General features: G+C 34.6%; 10 protein-coding genes and 1 tRNA gene. 7 read left to right on the forward strand and 4 right to left on the reverse strand.

The genetic code is table 11. The annotated features are described in order from the left end of the window. Nucleotides 1-449 precede the first annotated feature (449 nt). From V4P55_RS06800 to V4P55_RS06810, 3 genes are all read left to right on the forward strand, one after another. Nucleotides 450-773 (forward strand): KTSC domain-containing protein, encoded by a 324-nt coding sequence (locus tag V4P55_RS06800; RefSeq protein ID WP_455474334.1) that lies wholly within the window; start codon nt 450-452, stop codon nt 771-773. Nucleotides 774-1028: 255 nt separating this feature from the next. Beyond that, nucleotides 1029-1616, forward strand: a complete 588-nt coding sequence (locus tag V4P55_RS06805) for a hypothetical protein (RefSeq protein WP_455474335.1) — start codon at nt 1029-1031, stop codon at nt 1614-1616. A gap of 2827 nt (nt 1617-4443) precedes the next feature. Further along, a complete protein-coding gene (locus tag V4P55_RS06810; protein ID WP_455475074.1) occupies nt 4444-4914 on the forward strand; it encodes a DUF805 domain-containing protein in 471 nt (156 codons plus the stop codon). 1451 nt (nt 4915-6365) lie between these two features. Here the strand turns inward: V4P55_RS06810 and V4P55_RS06815 are convergent. Then, nucleotides 6366-6438, reverse strand: a tRNA-Phe gene (locus V4P55_RS06815). A gap of 404 nt (nt 6439-6842) precedes the next feature. On the opposite strand from V4P55_RS06815, the gene V4P55_RS06820 reads away from it, so the two are divergent. The 3 genes from V4P55_RS06820 (at nt 6843) to V4P55_RS06830 (ending at nt 11359) form a co-directional block, all read left to right on the forward strand. Then, complete coding sequence (locus V4P55_RS06820) at nt 6843-8000, forward strand: phosphoserine transaminase (RefSeq protein ID WP_455475075.1); 1158 nt, start codon at nt 6843-6845, stop codon at nt 7998-8000. Between the two features lie 385 nt (nt 8001-8385). After that, a complete protein-coding gene (locus V4P55_RS06825) occupies nt 8386-9687 on the forward strand; it encodes an adenylosuccinate synthase (RefSeq protein ID WP_455474336.1) in 1302 nt (433 codons plus the stop codon). A gap of 223 nt (nt 9688-9910) precedes the next feature. Beyond that, on the forward strand, nt 9911-11359 hold the full coding sequence (locus tag V4P55_RS06830) for a hypothetical protein (protein WP_455474337.1): 1449 nt from the start codon (nt 9911-9913) through the stop codon (nt 11357-11359). A 112-nt stretch (nt 11360-11471) separates the two neighbouring features. On the opposite strand, the gene rpoH is transcribed toward V4P55_RS06830, so the two are convergent. The 3 genes from rpoH to V4P55_RS06845 form a co-directional block, all read right to left on the reverse strand. Continuing rightward, complete coding sequence (rpoH, locus tag V4P55_RS06835) at nt 11472-12368, reverse strand: RNA polymerase sigma factor RpoH (RefSeq protein ID WP_455474338.1); 897 nt, start codon at nt 12366-12368, stop codon at nt 11472-11474. A 141-nt stretch (nt 12369-12509) separates the two neighbouring features. Beyond that, nucleotides 12510-13517, reverse strand: a complete 1008-nt coding sequence (locus V4P55_RS06840) for an RluA family pseudouridine synthase (protein ID WP_455475076.1) — start codon at nt 13515-13517, stop codon at nt 12510-12512. Between the two features lie 21 nt (nt 13518-13538). After that, entirely contained in the window at nt 13539-14969 is a 1431-nt protein-coding gene (locus tag V4P55_RS06845) for an aldehyde dehydrogenase family protein (RefSeq protein WP_455474339.1), read from the reverse strand. Between the two features lie 386 nt (nt 14970-15355). On the opposite strand from V4P55_RS06845, the gene V4P55_RS06850 reads away from it, so the two are divergent. Further along, nucleotides 15356-17914 carry a DNA translocase FtsK gene (locus V4P55_RS06850; protein WP_455474340.1) on the forward strand — a complete coding sequence of 853 codons (2559 nt, stop codon included), beginning with the start codon at nt 15356-15358 and terminating at the stop codon, nt 17912-17914. The last annotated feature ends 202 nt before the right edge of the window (nt 17915-18116 follow it).

Genomic DNA, 18116 nt, shown 5'->3' on the forward strand with positions numbered 1-18116 from the left:
CTTATAAGATACTCTAAAAAATAAAGTAGTGTTATCTCTCAAATAGGATTGAAATACTCTAGCAATTATCAAAAGAGCTGTCTAAAAATCATTTCATAATTATCATCAAATTCATAAATACCATACATAATTAATTAATATAATCTGCAAATTATAGCGTGTGTAAAATTCATGATTAGCGCTTTAATTTCTTATAAAACAGTATGTTATTAAAAGTCCCCCTTTTAAAATATTCAAAGAAATGTGTGAATAAATTTTATTTATAATTTTATCAATATATATATTATGATAACTAACGACCCGTTGTGATAAATAGAGTTTAGTATTTATGAGATTTGGTGGAATGGTTGGCTCATTTTCGTAACACCACGTGATCAGAGAATCAGATTCAAAATAAAAGTCAAATACTTATAAAATAATCGTTCTTAATTTTACTTTGGAAAAGTAATATGAAAAAAATATTTTTTGTTTTGATAGGAGTCATCTTAGCTTCAAATGTTGCTTCAGCTGAAACAGTGAATGTGAAGTACCACGGATTAGTAAATTTAAGTAATTTCCAATGCCAAGCCACAGTGAGTTCATTTGTTCACCGTATTTGTTATCAGCCGCAACAAAGCTATGTAGTGGTGCTTTTGAAGCACACTTACTATCACTATTGTCGAGTTCCTTTCTATGTCGTAGCAAACTGGCTGTTTTCACCTTCAAAAGGTAGATTTTATATTCAAAATATTAAAGGCAATTTTGATTGCCGGCTAGGTGGAATACCTAATTAATTCACGTGTTAAATACCATTATCGAACAAGATACAATCATAAGAAGATCATTTGTTGTTTTTATGATTCAATAAATTTTATTATGATTTCAAGATGAGATGGTAGAGATTTATTTTAAGTTTTAAGAGTAACCTCTAAGACTATCTAAGAGTTTTAAGAGTTTGCATAATGGTCAAAAAGTGATCTTTAAAATAGCTGCTTTGAAATAAGGCTTAGGAGATAGAGTTAATGTATTTTCCCTTACGAATAGTGTTATTGACTATAGCTATTATATTACAAACTGTATCGTTTTGGGGAGTAAAGAACGCTTGCTCTTCAGAGGTAGAAAATGAGTTTCTTCCACATTTTTTTGTTTATTCTTCTGAACCTAGTCCATATCTGGAGGGGTACGATAAAGCATATAGAGCATATGTAAAGAGAGAATATGCGCCAGGAGAACATGCGAGGAAGCTAAAAATAGCAAGGGAGTATATGGGTATTCGAGGTCATAACGGCTATTTTTTGGTTTTTGATGTTTCAAGAGACCGTCACTTAATGTTTTTTGCATGCAAATTGGCGCAAGATATATTGGACACTAATACAGGCAAGGTGCTGCGTAGAGATTTTGGTTGGAAAGACTTACATTTTAATTGGGTGAACACCATAATGATTTCAACAGATCAAGAGCTCATGCAATCTGTAAAACAATATATGGAGTCTATAGGATATAGCTTGGAAAATGAAAGGCGTCGTGCGCTTCATGATATGGTGCATAAACCAGAGTGGCTTCGAAAATATCCTAATTTTTGTTTAGATTTGAAAGAGGTTCACAATATAATGATGCCGGAGCGCGAAAAAAGATAATGATGCCGGAGCGCGAAAGAAGTGTTGTTCGGTGTAGGGGTTATTAGGCTTATAGTGGGAATTTCTATCAATAATTGGATTTAAAAGAACGAGTATACAAAGATATACATGAAAAGAATACTATAAGCTTTTGTTTGTTTTGGCTATTGTTTTTTTGCCATTATATGCTTCCCTTATATAAGGTTTTTCAATTGGATAGCTATCATAGATACAGAAGAGAATACGAAGCACAAAGATGCAGATTATAGGAATAGCTTAGAGTAATTATTGATACGATATATCACAGTTATTCGCACTCACAGTTAAAATGGTATAAAATTGATATGTTTTGCAATATTGCACATGTTGTTATCAGAGAAACTTTTCATTGGAGAAAAAATATCTGGTTTATCCAAGACATGAATATCATATTGAACAAGATACTCTTTGAAGTAAAAGTATTTTCCATAGGGGTTTGTTTTCTCCATTTAACGGACCAAACTCCATGACATGCATCTTTTTGGTTTAAAAATCACCTTTGTAAGCTAGATCAACGGCTCTGCTAACTAGACTAACTACCACACAAGAAATATGCATTAATGGGAGGAGGAAGACCGTGACCTTTTTTTGTTGTGGGTTGCTAAGCTAATACGTGTGAGTAAAAGCTTTACGTATGATGTACAGTATAAGTTTATTATATAATAAATCAAATCGACTTAAAAAACTGACTCTTACATTGTAATAAAGTTCCATCTTTGGCTTATCCTTCCTTTTAAAACTGCAATATTGATATATCTTTTTTATAGTCAAATTTAAGTAATGAGAGTGATAGGAATATAGAGCTAGGGTGATTTTCGACTATATGTTCAGCAAAGTGGGTATTTTTCGAGATAACCATTTCTTATTCTTATATTTTTCATGTATAAAATGGAAATAGTGTATTTGAAATTTTTATAATCATGATTGTTTATGGGTATGTGGACGTGCAACTCGGCTAACCCAAAGTAGCGTATTTGCTGTGTACAGCAAAGTTTTATATAAGTTCATTTTGGTTTGAATTGTACGGTAAATTGTATTCTACTCAGGATATGGAGAATAATAACATATTTGCAAGCACTAATACTCCCTACTTAAATTCTAAATTACATTCAATTCCTAAAGAAACAATGAGATTGAAGGTAAAACTGTTCCTGACGCTGCTCATTGCACAATTGAGCAAGTGGATATTGTTTGTTTATCCTAAAATGATCAAGAATGTTTTGCATAAGCATTGGATGTTTTCGCCTAAATTATTCACTAGCTTTGAAGAAAGTTTTTTTGTCGCAATAAATTTTTGTGTACTGAATGAGCAATAAATCTTTTTTATTAACTTTACTCGGTACATCACATAACCATGCAGCATTCGATTGTGCGTCCGAACCACTAAATCGTTATCTACAAGAGCAAGTGACTCAAGATATTTGCTGTCGTGTAGCCAGCTGCTTTTTCGCTTTGGCCGATGAGCATCGCATCGCAGGCTATATTGTACTTTAGCTTCGGCAGGCTTGGTGCTGTCCGATTTACCCGCTCGATGTAAGTAAAAAATTTTCACGTTATCCAGCAGTTCCTGCTGTTCGTATAGGTCGTTTTTCTGTTGATCTGACTTTTAAAGGTTTCAGACTTGGTGAAGCGTTTTTGGCTGATGCGTTCGATCGAGTAGTTCGATCTGAAATTGCTGCTTTTGTTTGAGTCGTGGATGCAAAAGATGAAGGCGTCTCTACTTTTGACAGATATTATGATTTCATTGCTTTGTCAGATTCGCCACTCATGTTATTTTTACCATTAGCAACAATGCGTCCGAAAATCGATCAGAAGACATAAATGCGATGTGAAAGCTGTACGAACAAATCAAAAAAAGTCGTTCGTACCGAGCGTTAGCTCTAAAAAGATGTATACTGTATCTGTAAACCATATCATTATTGTTCATCTTCTCCAATTTAATGCTCCAAAATACAGAACTGAAAATCGTTCTAAGCATCATCAACTATTTTTGAATACTTTTCAGAGAGTATTTACTTTAATTCAACAGTATTAATATGATGCATAATTAACAATTAAAATTGTACACATTATGTAATGTAACTACGTTATTGATGTTTATTGATTATAAAATAAATATTTATTAAAAATGTCTTTAGTAAAAATTATTAAATTGTAAAAATTACTGTATATACATTATTTTTATTTTACATAAATAGTCATTATTATTATATATAATGGTTCTTATTTATCTGAAAATAAGGAGTTCGTTGGTATGAGTGAATGAAGGAAAGTATTCTTCAAAATACGTGAAAATACAAATATACCACGTCATCAGGAAACAGTTTTTGAGGCATTTACGGTGGGGTATTTCCAGACAAGTCTTTGTTATAGAGATCATTAGAGTGAAGTTTTATCTTATGGTAAATGGGTTGATTAGTATGGATCGAGATTTGGGATAAGATTTAAATAAGATACAAGGAGTTGGTCTTGTTGCCATTATGAAATATGGCGAGCGATTTTATGCGATATAGTGTAGAAATTGCAAAGAAGATTACAGCATTAAAAAGGGGATATTGACTGTTTTTTTACATCTTCAGGCAAAGGATACTTAAGAGATACCTTTGGCGTCGTATTATTCAATTTTAAAGATGGTTAAAAGAAGTGAGCGGTAGGTTGTTTTGTGAAAAGAAACAGTCACCGAAATGATTGCGCTTACTCGCAAATTTTGAGAGTTTAGGATACTAAAATGAAAAAATTGAGATGGTATAGTGGATTTAGATGGTTTTATTATGGGTTAAAACGTTCATTTCGATGGAACGGGCGTGCAATGCGTGCTGAATATTTTTGGTTCAGGTTTATATTTCATATTATTTTGTATTCTATGCTGGTACTGCTAGATTTACTATATTCACTATATTTTTCAGAAAGGTTGCATTTCCATGATTTCAGTGATTTCAGTTTTGTCGTCGTTTTTGTCTGTCTAATACAATTGTTCAGAATGTATATTGACCTATCTATGTCTATAAGACGGATACATGATATAGGTTATTCAGGTCTTTGGGTGATTTTTTCTATAGTATTTAAGTACATCATGGCCGGAATAATTCTGTTTGTTTTGCTCAAAATGTTTCTTTTTAAAGTTACTGTTCCTCAAGCTTTATTACCTTTTCTTTTTCTAACTTTATTATTTTCTTCTATCGCTTTTTCATTATTTCTTCTCTTTAAAGATGGAGAGCACAAGGATAACAAATATGGAGAGGATCCGAGGAAAGTTTTAACTGATCAATATAACCAATAATCAAAACAGTAAGTGAAAGATTTGTTCCTTTATTTTAGAGTCAATTAATATTTTGCGACTGTTCTTGCGTGAAGGAGGAGCGCAGCAAGATCGGTCGCTGCTAGTTTTTTGATTATTATTGTCATAGCAGTGAGATCTGCAAATGTCTTCGAGAATGGATAATTACTTTAGAATGTAGTAAACTGGTGTAGTGTCAGAATTTTTCATAGCGTTATTCGCGAGAAGGAAAATGAAATTATTAGCAAAAGTTTCTTCCAAAGAATAATGAAAATGAATCGAAGCAGATGTGAAAGCCATTTGGATAAGTTTTTTTATTGTTATCATTCTAACAGGTTTTGATTAATAGGATGTGATTTTTGCCATATTCGACAGCTTGTATTTTACCTTAGGAGAAAAAATATCTAGTTCCGATTGCAATTAATTTCTTCATTGAAATTAAAGTTCTCTTATTTTCAATGAGAAATAAATAGCAGAATTCGATCTCTTGTCTTTCCAATCATGTAATCATTTTTAGTAACTTTATAGTTTTCGGTAACATCTGCATTAAAGAACTAATATCAGAAGTTGAAAGAAAAATGATTGTAAGTCTATAATAGTTTAGGAAAAAACTATGGGGGGATTTCTGAAAGTTTTGAGAGTTCATATCACAACCAAAAAAGATTTTTGGGTTGTGGCTTTATATAAACAAATATAGGACTGAAAAAATCTTTAGACATTTCTTTTTCGTAAAGGGAACCCATCTGTATCGTATGACAATGATTGAATATTGCTAACGTATGAGAGAGAGAGAAAAATGTGGTGAATAAAGGGTCCAAAAAATTGTAAAACTTCTTGTTCGTTTTATTCTTCAAAATTTTTTCATGAAATATTTTAGTGCTTACATTTTTTATAATACGTATAAAACAAGCAATAACCTCTGGAACTAAACGCAATGTTTCCCCCCTAGCAGTCCACCTAAAAACTGAATAATCAAAATGAATATCACAACCATAATCCTGTTGTGACAACGAATGGAATAATATCAATAAGAATATAAAAAATTTTATATAATCTTGTATGACGCTAAATAAAATAGATAATAATTAAGGATATTGGAAAATAAATAATGAATGATAGGAACAAAATAATCTCTCAAACCCTTTTGTAGGGTAATTTTGAAGATTCGTAATTTTAGCCAAAACAGATATTTTTAATGGTTATCTGTACAGTAATACAGATTTTACAAATTTGATATTTTATTTATGGAATTATTATTAAGTTTCGAATCTTTGGTGTGTAAGGTTTTTTTGTCAGTAATTGTTTTTTAGAGAACATAAGTCGTAGATTTCAATAGCTTGTTTAGAGACCCATCTAGCATTTTCAATTAAGCAATTAGGGACAGACTGTCAGGTGGATAAAAAAATAAAATTAATTTAATGACCGGTGATATTGTACCACTCAAAATAAAACGGTGCCCAGACGCGGACTCGAACCACGGACACGCGGATTTTCAGTCCGCTGCTCTACCACCTGAGCTATCTGGGCATGCTTCATCACATATATGAAGCGTGTGGCGGTTATAACATTAAAATTTGCTCTGTCCAGCCACTAAAAGCAAAATAATCAATTTTTATATCAATTTTTATGAATTACCTTTGTATTTCCAGCATTATAATCATTCTTTTTATAAAATCAACTTGATAGCTATATTGTGATCCGTTAGTCTATCGTTATCAAAATGCTTGTTTTTATTACAAGAATGATGGTGGTAATGCTTTTTTTAGAATCAAAAGAGAAATATGACTTTTTGAGATATCTTTACAAAAGCTTTGTCTATTTTAATCTTACTAAAATAAAGGAAAATATTTTTGAATAAAGAGGTTATTGCTTCATTATAATTTATCTTTCCTTTAAGTGAGATCACTATTTTAAAGGGGAGAATAATAATGATGTTAAAAAAACCAGATCATATTCCAAATAATCCTAATTTTTCTTCAGGTCCTTGTAGCAAGAGACCTGGATGGACCGTAGAGGTCTTAAAAAAAGCATTATTTGGACGTTCGCATCGGTCTAAAGAAGCAAAGTTGAGACTTGCTGAAGTTATTGATTTAATTCGTGAGGTTCTTGAGGTCCCTTCTGATCACCGTATTGGCATTGTTCCTGCTTCAGATACTGGTGCCGTGGAGATGTCTTTGTGGTCTTTATTAGGTGAACGTGGCGTTGATATGGTTGCATGGGAAAGCTTCGGTTCAGGTTGGGCTGATGATGTTATTGAGCAATTAAAATTGCCTGATGTGCGTCGTTTTCAGGCTTCTTATGGTGAATTACCAGATTTAGCACAGATTAACTTTGACCGTGATGTTGTTTTTACGTGGAATGGTACAACTTCTGGGGTGCGTGTTCCTAATGCAGATTTTATTCCAACTAAAAGAGCAGGTTTAACAATTTGTGATGCAACATCAGCAGCTTTTGCTCAAAATCTTGATTTTTCAAAGTTAGATGTTGTTACTTTTTCATGGCAGAAAGTTTTAGGAGGAGAAGCTGCTCATGGTATATTGATTTTAAGTCCTCGTGCTGTTGAACGACTTGAAAGTTATACTCCAACTTGGCCTATGCCTCAAATTTTCTCTCTGACTAAAAATGGTAAATTGAACGAAAGTATTTTTAAAGGAGAAACTATTAATACGCCTTCTATGCTGTGTGTTGAAGACTTTCTTGATGCGTTAAAGTGGGCAAAAGCACAAGGAGGTTTGCCAGGATTAATGGCACGAGTTGAGAAAAATTTTTCTGTACTCGATGCTTTTGTTAGCAAAACACCTTGGTTAGAATATTTGGCAAGAGTGCCTCAAATACGTTCTCATACATCTGTTTGTTTATCAATTGTAGATCCCATGATTACTGCCTTGGATACTGAAAAGCAGAAATATTTTATAAAAGCGATAGTAAATCGTCTTGATGAGGCTGGTGCTGCTTATGATATTGGTTCGTATCGAGATGCACCTCCAGGTCTTAGAATTTGGACAGGTATAACAGTTGAGGCTTCTGATCTTGAGTGCTTAACAGAGTGGCTAGAATGGGCATTTCAGGCTGAAAAAGCTCGGCTTTAAATAATATTCTATTATAGAACAATCTTCATAAAAAAAGAAAATATGAGGTGTCACGATGACAACTCATATTTTTTATCAAATAAGTGATTTTGTAGATACCGTACAGATCGTAAAAGATTATGAGGTGGCGGTTCATTGTATAAGAGATGTTGGAAAAAATAAGAATCAAAAGTTTTTCAATTTTTTGCTTTTTATAAAATAACTGATTGATTTGAAATGAAGATACATAATTTTGTTTGCTTGTAATATTTTATGATTGAGAATTTTATAGCACGCGGATTGGTAAAAAATAAAATGAAGAGTCGCACTTGCTATAAGGTTTAGTTATAAGGAAACGTTTGTTTTTATATGCTGGTTTATTTTACCAAACACAACGGAGAAAATTATGGCCAATGTAGTTGTTGTCGGAACACAATGGGGTGATGAGGGTAAAGGTAAGATTGTAGATTGGCTCTCTGAGCGTGCAGATATTGTGGTGAGATATCAGGGAGGGCATAATGCAGGGCATACATTGGTTATTGATGGAATTAGCTATAAATTGTCGCTGTTACCTTCTGGTTTAGTTCGTGGAAAATTATCAATTATCGGTAACGGAGTTGTAATTGATCCTCATCATTTTGTTGCGGAATTAAAAAAATTATGTGATCAAGGAATAAAGATTACTCCAGAGATTTTGCGTATTGCTGAAAATGCTCCTTTGATTCTTTCTCTGCACCGCGATCTTGATGCAATTAGAGAAAGTGGTCTTTCAGATTTGAAAATTGGTACAACAAAGCGAGGTATTGGTCCAGCTTACGAAGATAAGGTTGGACGTCGCTCTATCCGAGTGATGGATTTGGCAGAATCTGATACGCTTATGGTTAAGATTGAACGGCTTTTGCGACATCATAATGCTCTACGTCGTGGGATGGGTGTTGCAGAAGTTGATGCTCAAGCACTTCACGATGAATTAATGCAAGTAGCAGATAAGATTTTACCCTTTATGGATTGTACATGGCGTCTTTTAGATGAAAATTATCGGATGGGGAAACGCATTCTTTTTGAAGGGGCACAAGGTGCTTTGTTAGATAATGATTTTGGGACTTATCCATATGTGACATCATCAAACACAATTTCTGGACAAGCATCTACTGGTTCAGGTATAGGTCCTAGCGCAATTCATTTTGTTTTAGGCATTGCAAAAGCTTATACAACACGTGTTGGAGAGGGGCCATTTCCGACTGAACAGATGAATGATATTGGTGAATTCCTTGGAATGCGCGGAAATGAATTTGGTGTTGTGACTGGTCGAAAGCGTCGATGTGGTTGGTTTGATGCTGTTTTAGTGCGTCAAATGGTGATGATTTGCGGGGTTCATGGGATAGCATTGACAAAGCTCGATGTTTTGGATGGCTTAGATGAAATTAAAATTTGTGTTGGCTATGAACTTGATGGCAAAAGAATAGATTATTTACCTTCTTCTATGAGAGCTCAAGCACGTGTAAAGCCAATTTATGAAACACTGGAAGGTTGGAAAGAAACAACAGCACATGCTTTAAATTGGAAGGATTTACCAAGACAAGCTGTTCAGTATATACACTATATTGAAAAATTGATTGGTGCGCGAGTGGCTTTAATATCCACCAGTCCTGAGCGTAAGGATACTATTCTTGTCACTGATCCTTTTGCAGATGAGCTATCATGTTAAGATTTTGATATTGATTATTGTTTTGTACTTTTTACGGATAGAGACTTGAGAACGAATAAAAGGCTCAGAGTGCAAAATAACATTGTCTATTTTATATATTCATTTTAGAGTGTTACAATCATCACATCAATATAATGGTAAAATTAATTTAGAAAGCTAAAATAAGGGTATTTTGCTTGATAACTGGAGTTTTTGATCCAGTTTGAGAAAGATTATATGGGATATGATAGACTTCGTTAGGATCTTAAAAAAGACAATTAATGCACAAAGTTATGCTACTCCGCGAGTGCGCGAGCAAATTTATCAACGAGCTCTTGAAACACTAGAACATAAATTTTTAACAGCCACAATACCGCAATCGATAGCAGATGAGCAAAAACAGAATTTGCAAAGTGCCATAAAAATTATTGAAGAGGAATATTCAGCTGCCGAAAAGGAGTTGTTTTTTTCAAAGATTGGATGGAAATCTAACAGTGAAGCTGAAGGCGGTAAAAATTCACAAAACTCTGCTTTGCAACCAAAAGATAATCTTTCAAGTGTGGCGATAGAAAAAAGACAGGAGCTCTCTCTTATAAATTTGAAAGACAATCAGAAGTCTCGCAAATCTTCTACACTAACTCTGCCAAATGCAGAACCTGTCAATATAGATACTCATGGAGATTCTCCATATATTAAAGAACATGCATTCAAGAATTCCAATTCCATTTCTGCATCACAAGCAGATAATTCACATGTTGTTTCGCATATTTTTACTCAGGCTTTGCGGCGTGCTAATCGTTCATCGATGAAGAAGCGTGTTATAATAGGTACCATTGCTTTGGCCAGTTTTATCATTTTAATTGTTGGCATTTGTTTTGTTTGTGAACGTTTGTTTGTATTAAATCATCATCAGCTTTCGGGAAAAAATATTCAAGATTCCAATATGTTACAAGAGGAATTTTTGATTAACAGAAAATTGACGCAACGTTTATTAGAGGATGGAAGTGAAATTGATGTTGGTTCAAAGCAAATGGCAGATTCTTTAAATAATAGGAAAATCTCCACAGTTGTTTCTGCTGATTCGCAGTCAATAGAAGAACAGCTAGGTGAAGCTATTTTTTATCAGACACGTACAGATTATGATGCAGAAAAAGTTGCAACTGGTAGTGCACGATGGTCACTTATAAAAGAAGTCCGCGGTAAAGGAGAGGCAGAAGAATCGGCTATACAAGGTGATATAACAATCCCAGATGAAGGATTATCATTACGGTTAATCTTACGTCGTAATACTGACTTATCTTTTCCTGCTGCGTATATTATGGATCTTATTTTTATTCTTTCTGATAAATTCTCAGGACAGGCTATAAGCAATGTGCAAGCAGTAACTTTTAAGGCAAGTGAACAATCGATTGGGCAGCCTTTAAAAAGAACGGTTTCTGCAAAGATTGATGACGATTTTTTTCTTGTTGCACTAAGTGGTAATCATCCATTTCTGAACCAAAATTTACAATTAATGCGAGAATTGGATTGGATACGTTTAGTATTGACTGATAAAAACGGACGTATAAATGAGTTAACTTTTGCAAAAGGACCAATAGGTGAGGCTATTTTTGATGAAGTCATAGGAAGATGGCTCACAACCCCGAATAGATTAACAGTTCTTGATCAGAAAAAAGGTCTTAACGATGGATGAAAAAAAGTGGCGGGTAGAATATATCCACCACTACAATAAAAAATCTAATAGTTCAGCTCAAAAATAAGCGATTAAATTACATAGTGATTCAATATCGCGAGATATGCAAACATTATTGGCTTTGTAGCAATTGTCTTTGAGATAAAGCAGAAGTTTTGACAGAATGTTGTACTTTTTCAAATGCACGCATTTCAATTTGTCTTACACGTTCACGACTTATGTTGAATTCACTTGAAAGTTCTTCTAATGTCAACGGTTCATCGCTTAAACGACGCGCTTGGAATATACGTTTTTCACGCTCATTCAAATTATCCATGGCATTTGTTAACATAGAACGACGATTTTTTAATTCATCTTGTTTAATCAAAATCTGCTCTTGGTTTTCAGAATTATCAACCAACCAATCTTGCAATTCACTGTTTTCGCCTTCTTTTGTGCGAAGAGGTGTGTTAAGAGAAGTGTCACCGCTGAGTCGACGATTCATTGATACGACTTCATCTTCTGTCACATTCAACTGTGTTGCAATTTCTTTTACTTGTTCTGCATTAAGGTCTCCGCTATCAAGCGCTTGAAGTTTGCTTTTTAATTTACGAAGATTAAAAAACAAACGCTTTTGATTAGCAGTTGTCCCAATTTTGACCAAACTCCAAGATCGCAATACGTATTCCTGGATTGAGGCTTTAATCCACCACATTGCATAGGTTGCAAGACGAAATCCGCGTTCTGGTTCAAAACGCTTAACAGCTTGCATAAGTCCAATATTACCTTCTGAAATAACTTCTCCAATAGGTAAACCATAACCTCGGTACCCCATTGCAATTTTCGCCACGAGACGTAAATGACTAGTGACTAACTTATGTGCAGCTTTCAGGTCGTTATGTTCACGATAGCGCTGAGCTAACATATATTCCTCTTTTGGCTTAAGCATTGGGAAGCGGTGTATTTCCTCCAAATAATGATTCAGCCTTCCGTCACCTGTAGCTATTGATATCAAATTCATGTGGGCCATATAGCACCCTCCTTTTTCACGAATTCCCTGACAAGGCAAACTCTGTTTCTAGATATTACATAACTCTCTTTTGTATTTCTATAATAAAATTTTGTTGAAAAAGAGATATTTTATTGGGAAATCATGAAAGGGACAAAAGTTTCAATTAATTGTTCTAAAATAATTGATAAGTGTAGCCATGTCTTGAGGAAGTGGTGAAGAAAAAGACATAATTTTGCCTGTAACGGGGTGCTCAAAGGTTAGACTAATCGCATGGAGAGCTTGTCGGCGGAATTGGCTAATTGCATTTTTAATTATGGGATTAAGTGCATTTGATTTTGTTTTAAAAGCGTTTCCATAAACGCTATCCCCTATGAGCGGATGTCCTATATGAGCCATATGAGCACGAATTTGATGCGTGCGTCCTGTTTCTAAACGACATTCCAAAAGGCTAGCAAAAGATGTTGCATTTGAGCAGGTCCCATATTTTTCAAGTAAAGAAAAATGTGTAATCGCGTGGCGAGCATGAGGGGTCTTATTATGAACAACAGCTTGTTTTGTTCGGTTATGAGGAGAACGGCCAAGGGGAGCATTAATTGTTAAAACATTACGACTAGGAGATCCCCAAATTATGGCATGATAGCGTCGATCTAATGCGCTGGTACGTCCATGATCAAAAAATTGAGCACTAAGATTTTTATGAGCGAGGTCATTTTTAGCAACAACGATGACTCCACTTGTATCTTTATCAAGACGATGAACAATGCCTGGACGTTTAATACCACCAATACCTGATAAACTATCGCTACAGTGGTATATCAAAGCATTCACTAATGTGCCAGTCCAATTACCGTTACCAGGATGGACAACCAAACCTGCAGGTTTATTTATGACAATGACATGATGGTCTTCAAATAAAATGTCCAATGCAATGTTTTCACCATGAGGTTTTGCATCTTGAGGGGCTGGTATTATTAGTTCAATGATTTGATTTGGTTTTAGTTTTGTTTTCGGTTCTTTTATTAAATGACCGTCAATTTTAAGACAACCTTCACGGATAAGGATTTGTAAACGTGAACGCGACAGCTTATCGCAGCATTGCTTGACAAGCCATTGATCAAGTCGCTTTCCAAGAGCATCCTCATCTGTTATTCGTTGTATCAATAATATATGCTCCTATAATGCAGTATTTTACCAGTAGGAAATAGCTTTTGTATCTAAAAATTCCTCAATTCCCCATTTTCCACCTTCACGAGCACGCCCAGAAAATTTCACACCTCCAAAGTAACTGCCATCAGGTAAGCTATGTCCATTAACTTCTACCATTCCAGACCGCACTTGCACAGCGATACGACGGCACTTTTCTTTATCTTGCGATTGTATATAATTTGAAAGACCATATTGGGTGTCATTGGCTAAAGCTACGGCTTCATCTTCCGTGTTAAAGGGGAGGATTGAGAGGACTGGGCCAAATATTTCTTCTCGAAAAATTCGCATATTAGGTTTTACATCAGCAAAAATTGTTGGACGTACGTAATAGCCGTGTTCCATTTTTTCTGGTAGACCAGTGCCTCCTGCGACAAGAGTTGCACCTTCATCAATGCCAGATTGGATAAGAGCTTGAATTTGATCATATTGTTGTTTTGAAACGACAGGACCAATATGATTTCCTGCTTGATCGTTTGGTCCTACTTTTGTTTTTTCAGCAACATCTTTAGCTATTTTTATGGCTTTGTCATAAATTGAACGTTCTACAAGCATACGCGTTGGTGCATTACAAGTTTGTCCACTATTGAAAAAGCACTGGTGTACACTACGTGAAATTGCATCTGCGTCGGCATCAGCAAAGATGATATTGGCGCCTTTGCCTCCAAGCTCCAGAGAAACTCGTTTTAAAGTGCTGCTAGCATTTTTAGAGATATCTTTTCCTGCTCTTGTTGATCCAGTAAAACTTATCATCTCTACGTCAGGATGAGCTGATAAATAAGAGCCTACCTCAATGCCTTTTCCATTGATCAAATTAAAAACACCAGCAGGGAGAGCGGCTTCATCTAAAATTTCAGCAAACAGCATAGAAGAAAGAGGAGCAATTTCAGAAGGTTTTAGAATCATCGTGCAACCAGCTAATAAAGCAGGAATAACTTTAAGCGTTACTTGATTCATAGGCCAATTCCACGGAGTAATGAGTCCTACAATACCTATAGGTTCATAGTGAAGAATCGCTTGGTCATTTCCTTTTATTAAAGATTCTTGAAACGAAAACTCTTTAAATGCTTTAATAAAATTTTGAATATGAAAACTGCCATAAGCTGTTTGTGCACTGCGCGCCATATCAATAGGTGCGCCCATTTCCATTGAAATGGTTTTTGCCATCTCTTCTGAGCGTTTTTCATAAATTTTAAAAATTTTTTCAACAAAGCCAAGACGCTCATTTGGTGAAGTTGTTTTCCAATTTTCAAAAGCTTTTTTAGCAGCGTTGATTGCTTTATCTATGTCTTTTACGCTGCCACCACTGATAACAGCACAAGCTTTTTCTGTTGATGGATTAATAACATGAAGATCATTAGGGGTGGTTGGATTATCCCATAAACCATTTATATAAAATTTTCGCTTATCAAGCATGTTCTCTTCCTATCCTGATTGTTATATTTGATATTGTTTTAACTGTTTTCAATAAAAATAATAAGGATAACCTTATTAAAACAGCAAAAGAAATAGCATGATTTTATAATAACCTAGAGCGTTAAACTTGTCATATTATTTATACGGTTTTGATAAAGGGAAAACAAGATAAAGAGAATTTTTCTGCGTTTGATAAGGTATAATAGTGAGATGACACCATGAATTTTGCAATTTATGTAATAAGAATGAAAAAAATATTATCGAAATAATAACTTTTTTGCAAAAAAATGAATGTAAGAAAAAAGTTGTTAACCTTCATATTATAATTTCTGCTCATTCTTTTTAAAGAGGCAATTGTTCTCATTGCTTTAATTTTGTTGGGTGTCATGTATAGTTCGAAAATAGAGTCCGTTTTTACGTCTTTTTCTGATGAAAGTGCAGAAGATGCATCAAGAGAAAGTTCGTCTCCCAAGGTTACTGAAATATTTCCTTACCCAGAAGTATGGAAAAAAGCTTTTACCCTTAGACAAAATGTACGTTTTACACGAACGCCAGAAGTTGAGATTTTACGCCGTCGCATAGAGGCGGATCCAATTTTTGCAAAACAATTTAAAATTTTTACAGAGCAAGAAAAAGAGAAAAAAAAGCTTAACAATGTTACATATTGTAATGAGAAAGCAATGAATGCCAAATTGGCAAAAAAAGAGTTTAATTCTCGATCAGTTAAGAATAAAACATCGCTTGGTACTTCAAATTTTTTTGGACAGTTATCACAACAGACTGTTAATCATCCAACACAGGATGATTCTGAGAAGTGTGAATTACAAGTAAAAAATATAGAGCAAAAAATAAAACCTGTTTTTCATCTTTCGGATGATGCATTTTTTGAGTGTGCTCCTTTTATGTTAGAACAGGTGGACATAAAAAAATTAGGAAAAGACGCAGCGTCTGTTGATTTGGTAAGCAGTAAGATTAAGTTAGAGACTGGGTCTGTTTTTGATGAGTCAATTACTGCGCTTTACCGCGTTCTTGAATACCGTTTTCCAAAATTTTACGATTCAATTATGTCAGAGACCTTAACAGAGGAGGATCCGTCTATTGAACAAACTGCTAGTCTAACATATGCAAAAAGTGATCTTCCTAAAAAGACGCAAAAGTATGATTCTGGGCTTGTTCTCGGAAACTCTGCTCATAAATTGAACGATTTAGTCGATAACACTACTATAATGAATACTGCTAGCTATACTGTTGATAGCACAGCGAAAAATGAAGAAAAAAGTTTTAAAAATTTTTCTGTCCTAAAAGAAAAAGATAAAGCGTTGCGAAATTTTAGTGCATTGCCAAATAATTATGATTCTGCTTTGAAATCAAATTATCAATCTTTAAATTATAATAATTATGAATTCCCTTCTATTAATTTATTGCAAGAACCTGTGTTTCACGAAGGTACGATTATTACACAAGAAACATTAGAGCGCAGTGCGGGGCTTTTGGAAAGCGTTTTGGAAGATTTTGGGATTAAGGGAGAAATTATTCATGTTCATCCAGGACCAGTGGTGACAATGTACGAATTTGAACCTGCAGCTGGGGTAAAATCATCACGTGTCATTGGTCTTGCGGATGATATTGCGCGTTCTATGTCTGCTATTTCTACACGTGTTGCTGTGATTCCTGGACGCAATGTTATTGGGATTGAGCTGCCGAATGCGGTTCGCGAAACAGTTTATTTGCGTGAATTAATTCAATCAAAATCTTTTCGTGAAAGCCAATTTAAATTAGCTTTAGCTTTAGGAAAGGGCATTAATGGTAAGCCTGTAATTGCAGAATTGGCGAAAATGCCTCATTTATTAGTTGCAGGGACAACAGGATCAGGAAAATCTGTTGCGATTAATACAATGATTTTGTCGATTCTTTATCGAATGACACCACAGCAATGTCGTTTGATTATGGTTGATCCTAAAATGCTAGAACTCTCAGTCTATGATGGCATCCCACATCTCTTAACGCCTGTTGTAACTGATCCTAAAAAAGCTGTAACCGCTCTAAAATGGGCGGTTCGTGAAATGGAAGAACGTTACCGCAAAATGGCTAAGTTAGGTGTGCGTAATATTGATGGTTTTAACGCCAGAGTCGTCCTTGCTGCACAAAAAGGTGAAACAATCATGTGCACCGTACAGTCTGGTTTTGATAAGGAAAGTGGAGAAATGCTTTATCATGAAGAAGCTATGGATCTGACACAACTTCCTTATATTGTTATTATTGTTGATGAAATGGCTGATCTTATGATGGTCGCTGGTAAGGAAATTGAAAATGCCATCCAACGTTTAGCACAAATGGCGCGTGCGGCAGGTATTCATCTTATTATGGCAACACAACGTCCTTCTGTTGATGTCATTACGGGTACAATTAAAGCGAATTTTCCTACACGAATTTCTTTTCAGGTAACATCTAAAATTGATAGTCGTACAATCTTAGGGGAACAAGGTGCTGAAACACTTTTGGGGCAAGGAGATATGCTACACATGGCAGGAGGTGGGCGTATTGTACGTGTTCATGGACCTTTTGTTTCTGACGAAGAAGTCGAATCTATCGTTGCACATCTTAAAATACAAGGAAAACCTGATTATTTAGCAACGGTAACGGATAGTGAAGAAGATAACAAAGATGTAGAAGTTTCTGATTCAGATGCTAAAGCTTCTGCAACAGAAGGTTCTAACGAGGATGGTGATGAGCTTTATTTGCGGGCTGTTAAGATTGTTATGCGTGATAAAAAGTGTTCTACATCTTATATTCAGCGTCGGCTTTCAATCGGTTATAATAAAGCCGCTTCCATTGTTGAAAAAATGGAAGAAAAAGGCATCGTTGGAGCTGCTAACCATGTTGGTAAACGTGAAATTTTGCTTAATGAATACAACAACAATCAAGATGATTTTAAAGATATTTAATGACAATTATTTCTAAGATTAATGCATAAATTTTGTTAATGTTTGTGAATACTATTTTGTGTTTATCTTTATTTCATATCAAATATTAAATTTTGAACAAAGGCAGTAAAATAGTAGTGATATTGTGGATTAAACTTATTAATACATTATGCAGATAATACTGCATTATGCATTAATACAAAGGTCATTAAAAGTAACTCTG

Source organism: Bartonella sp. B30(2025) (assembly GCF_053793825.1).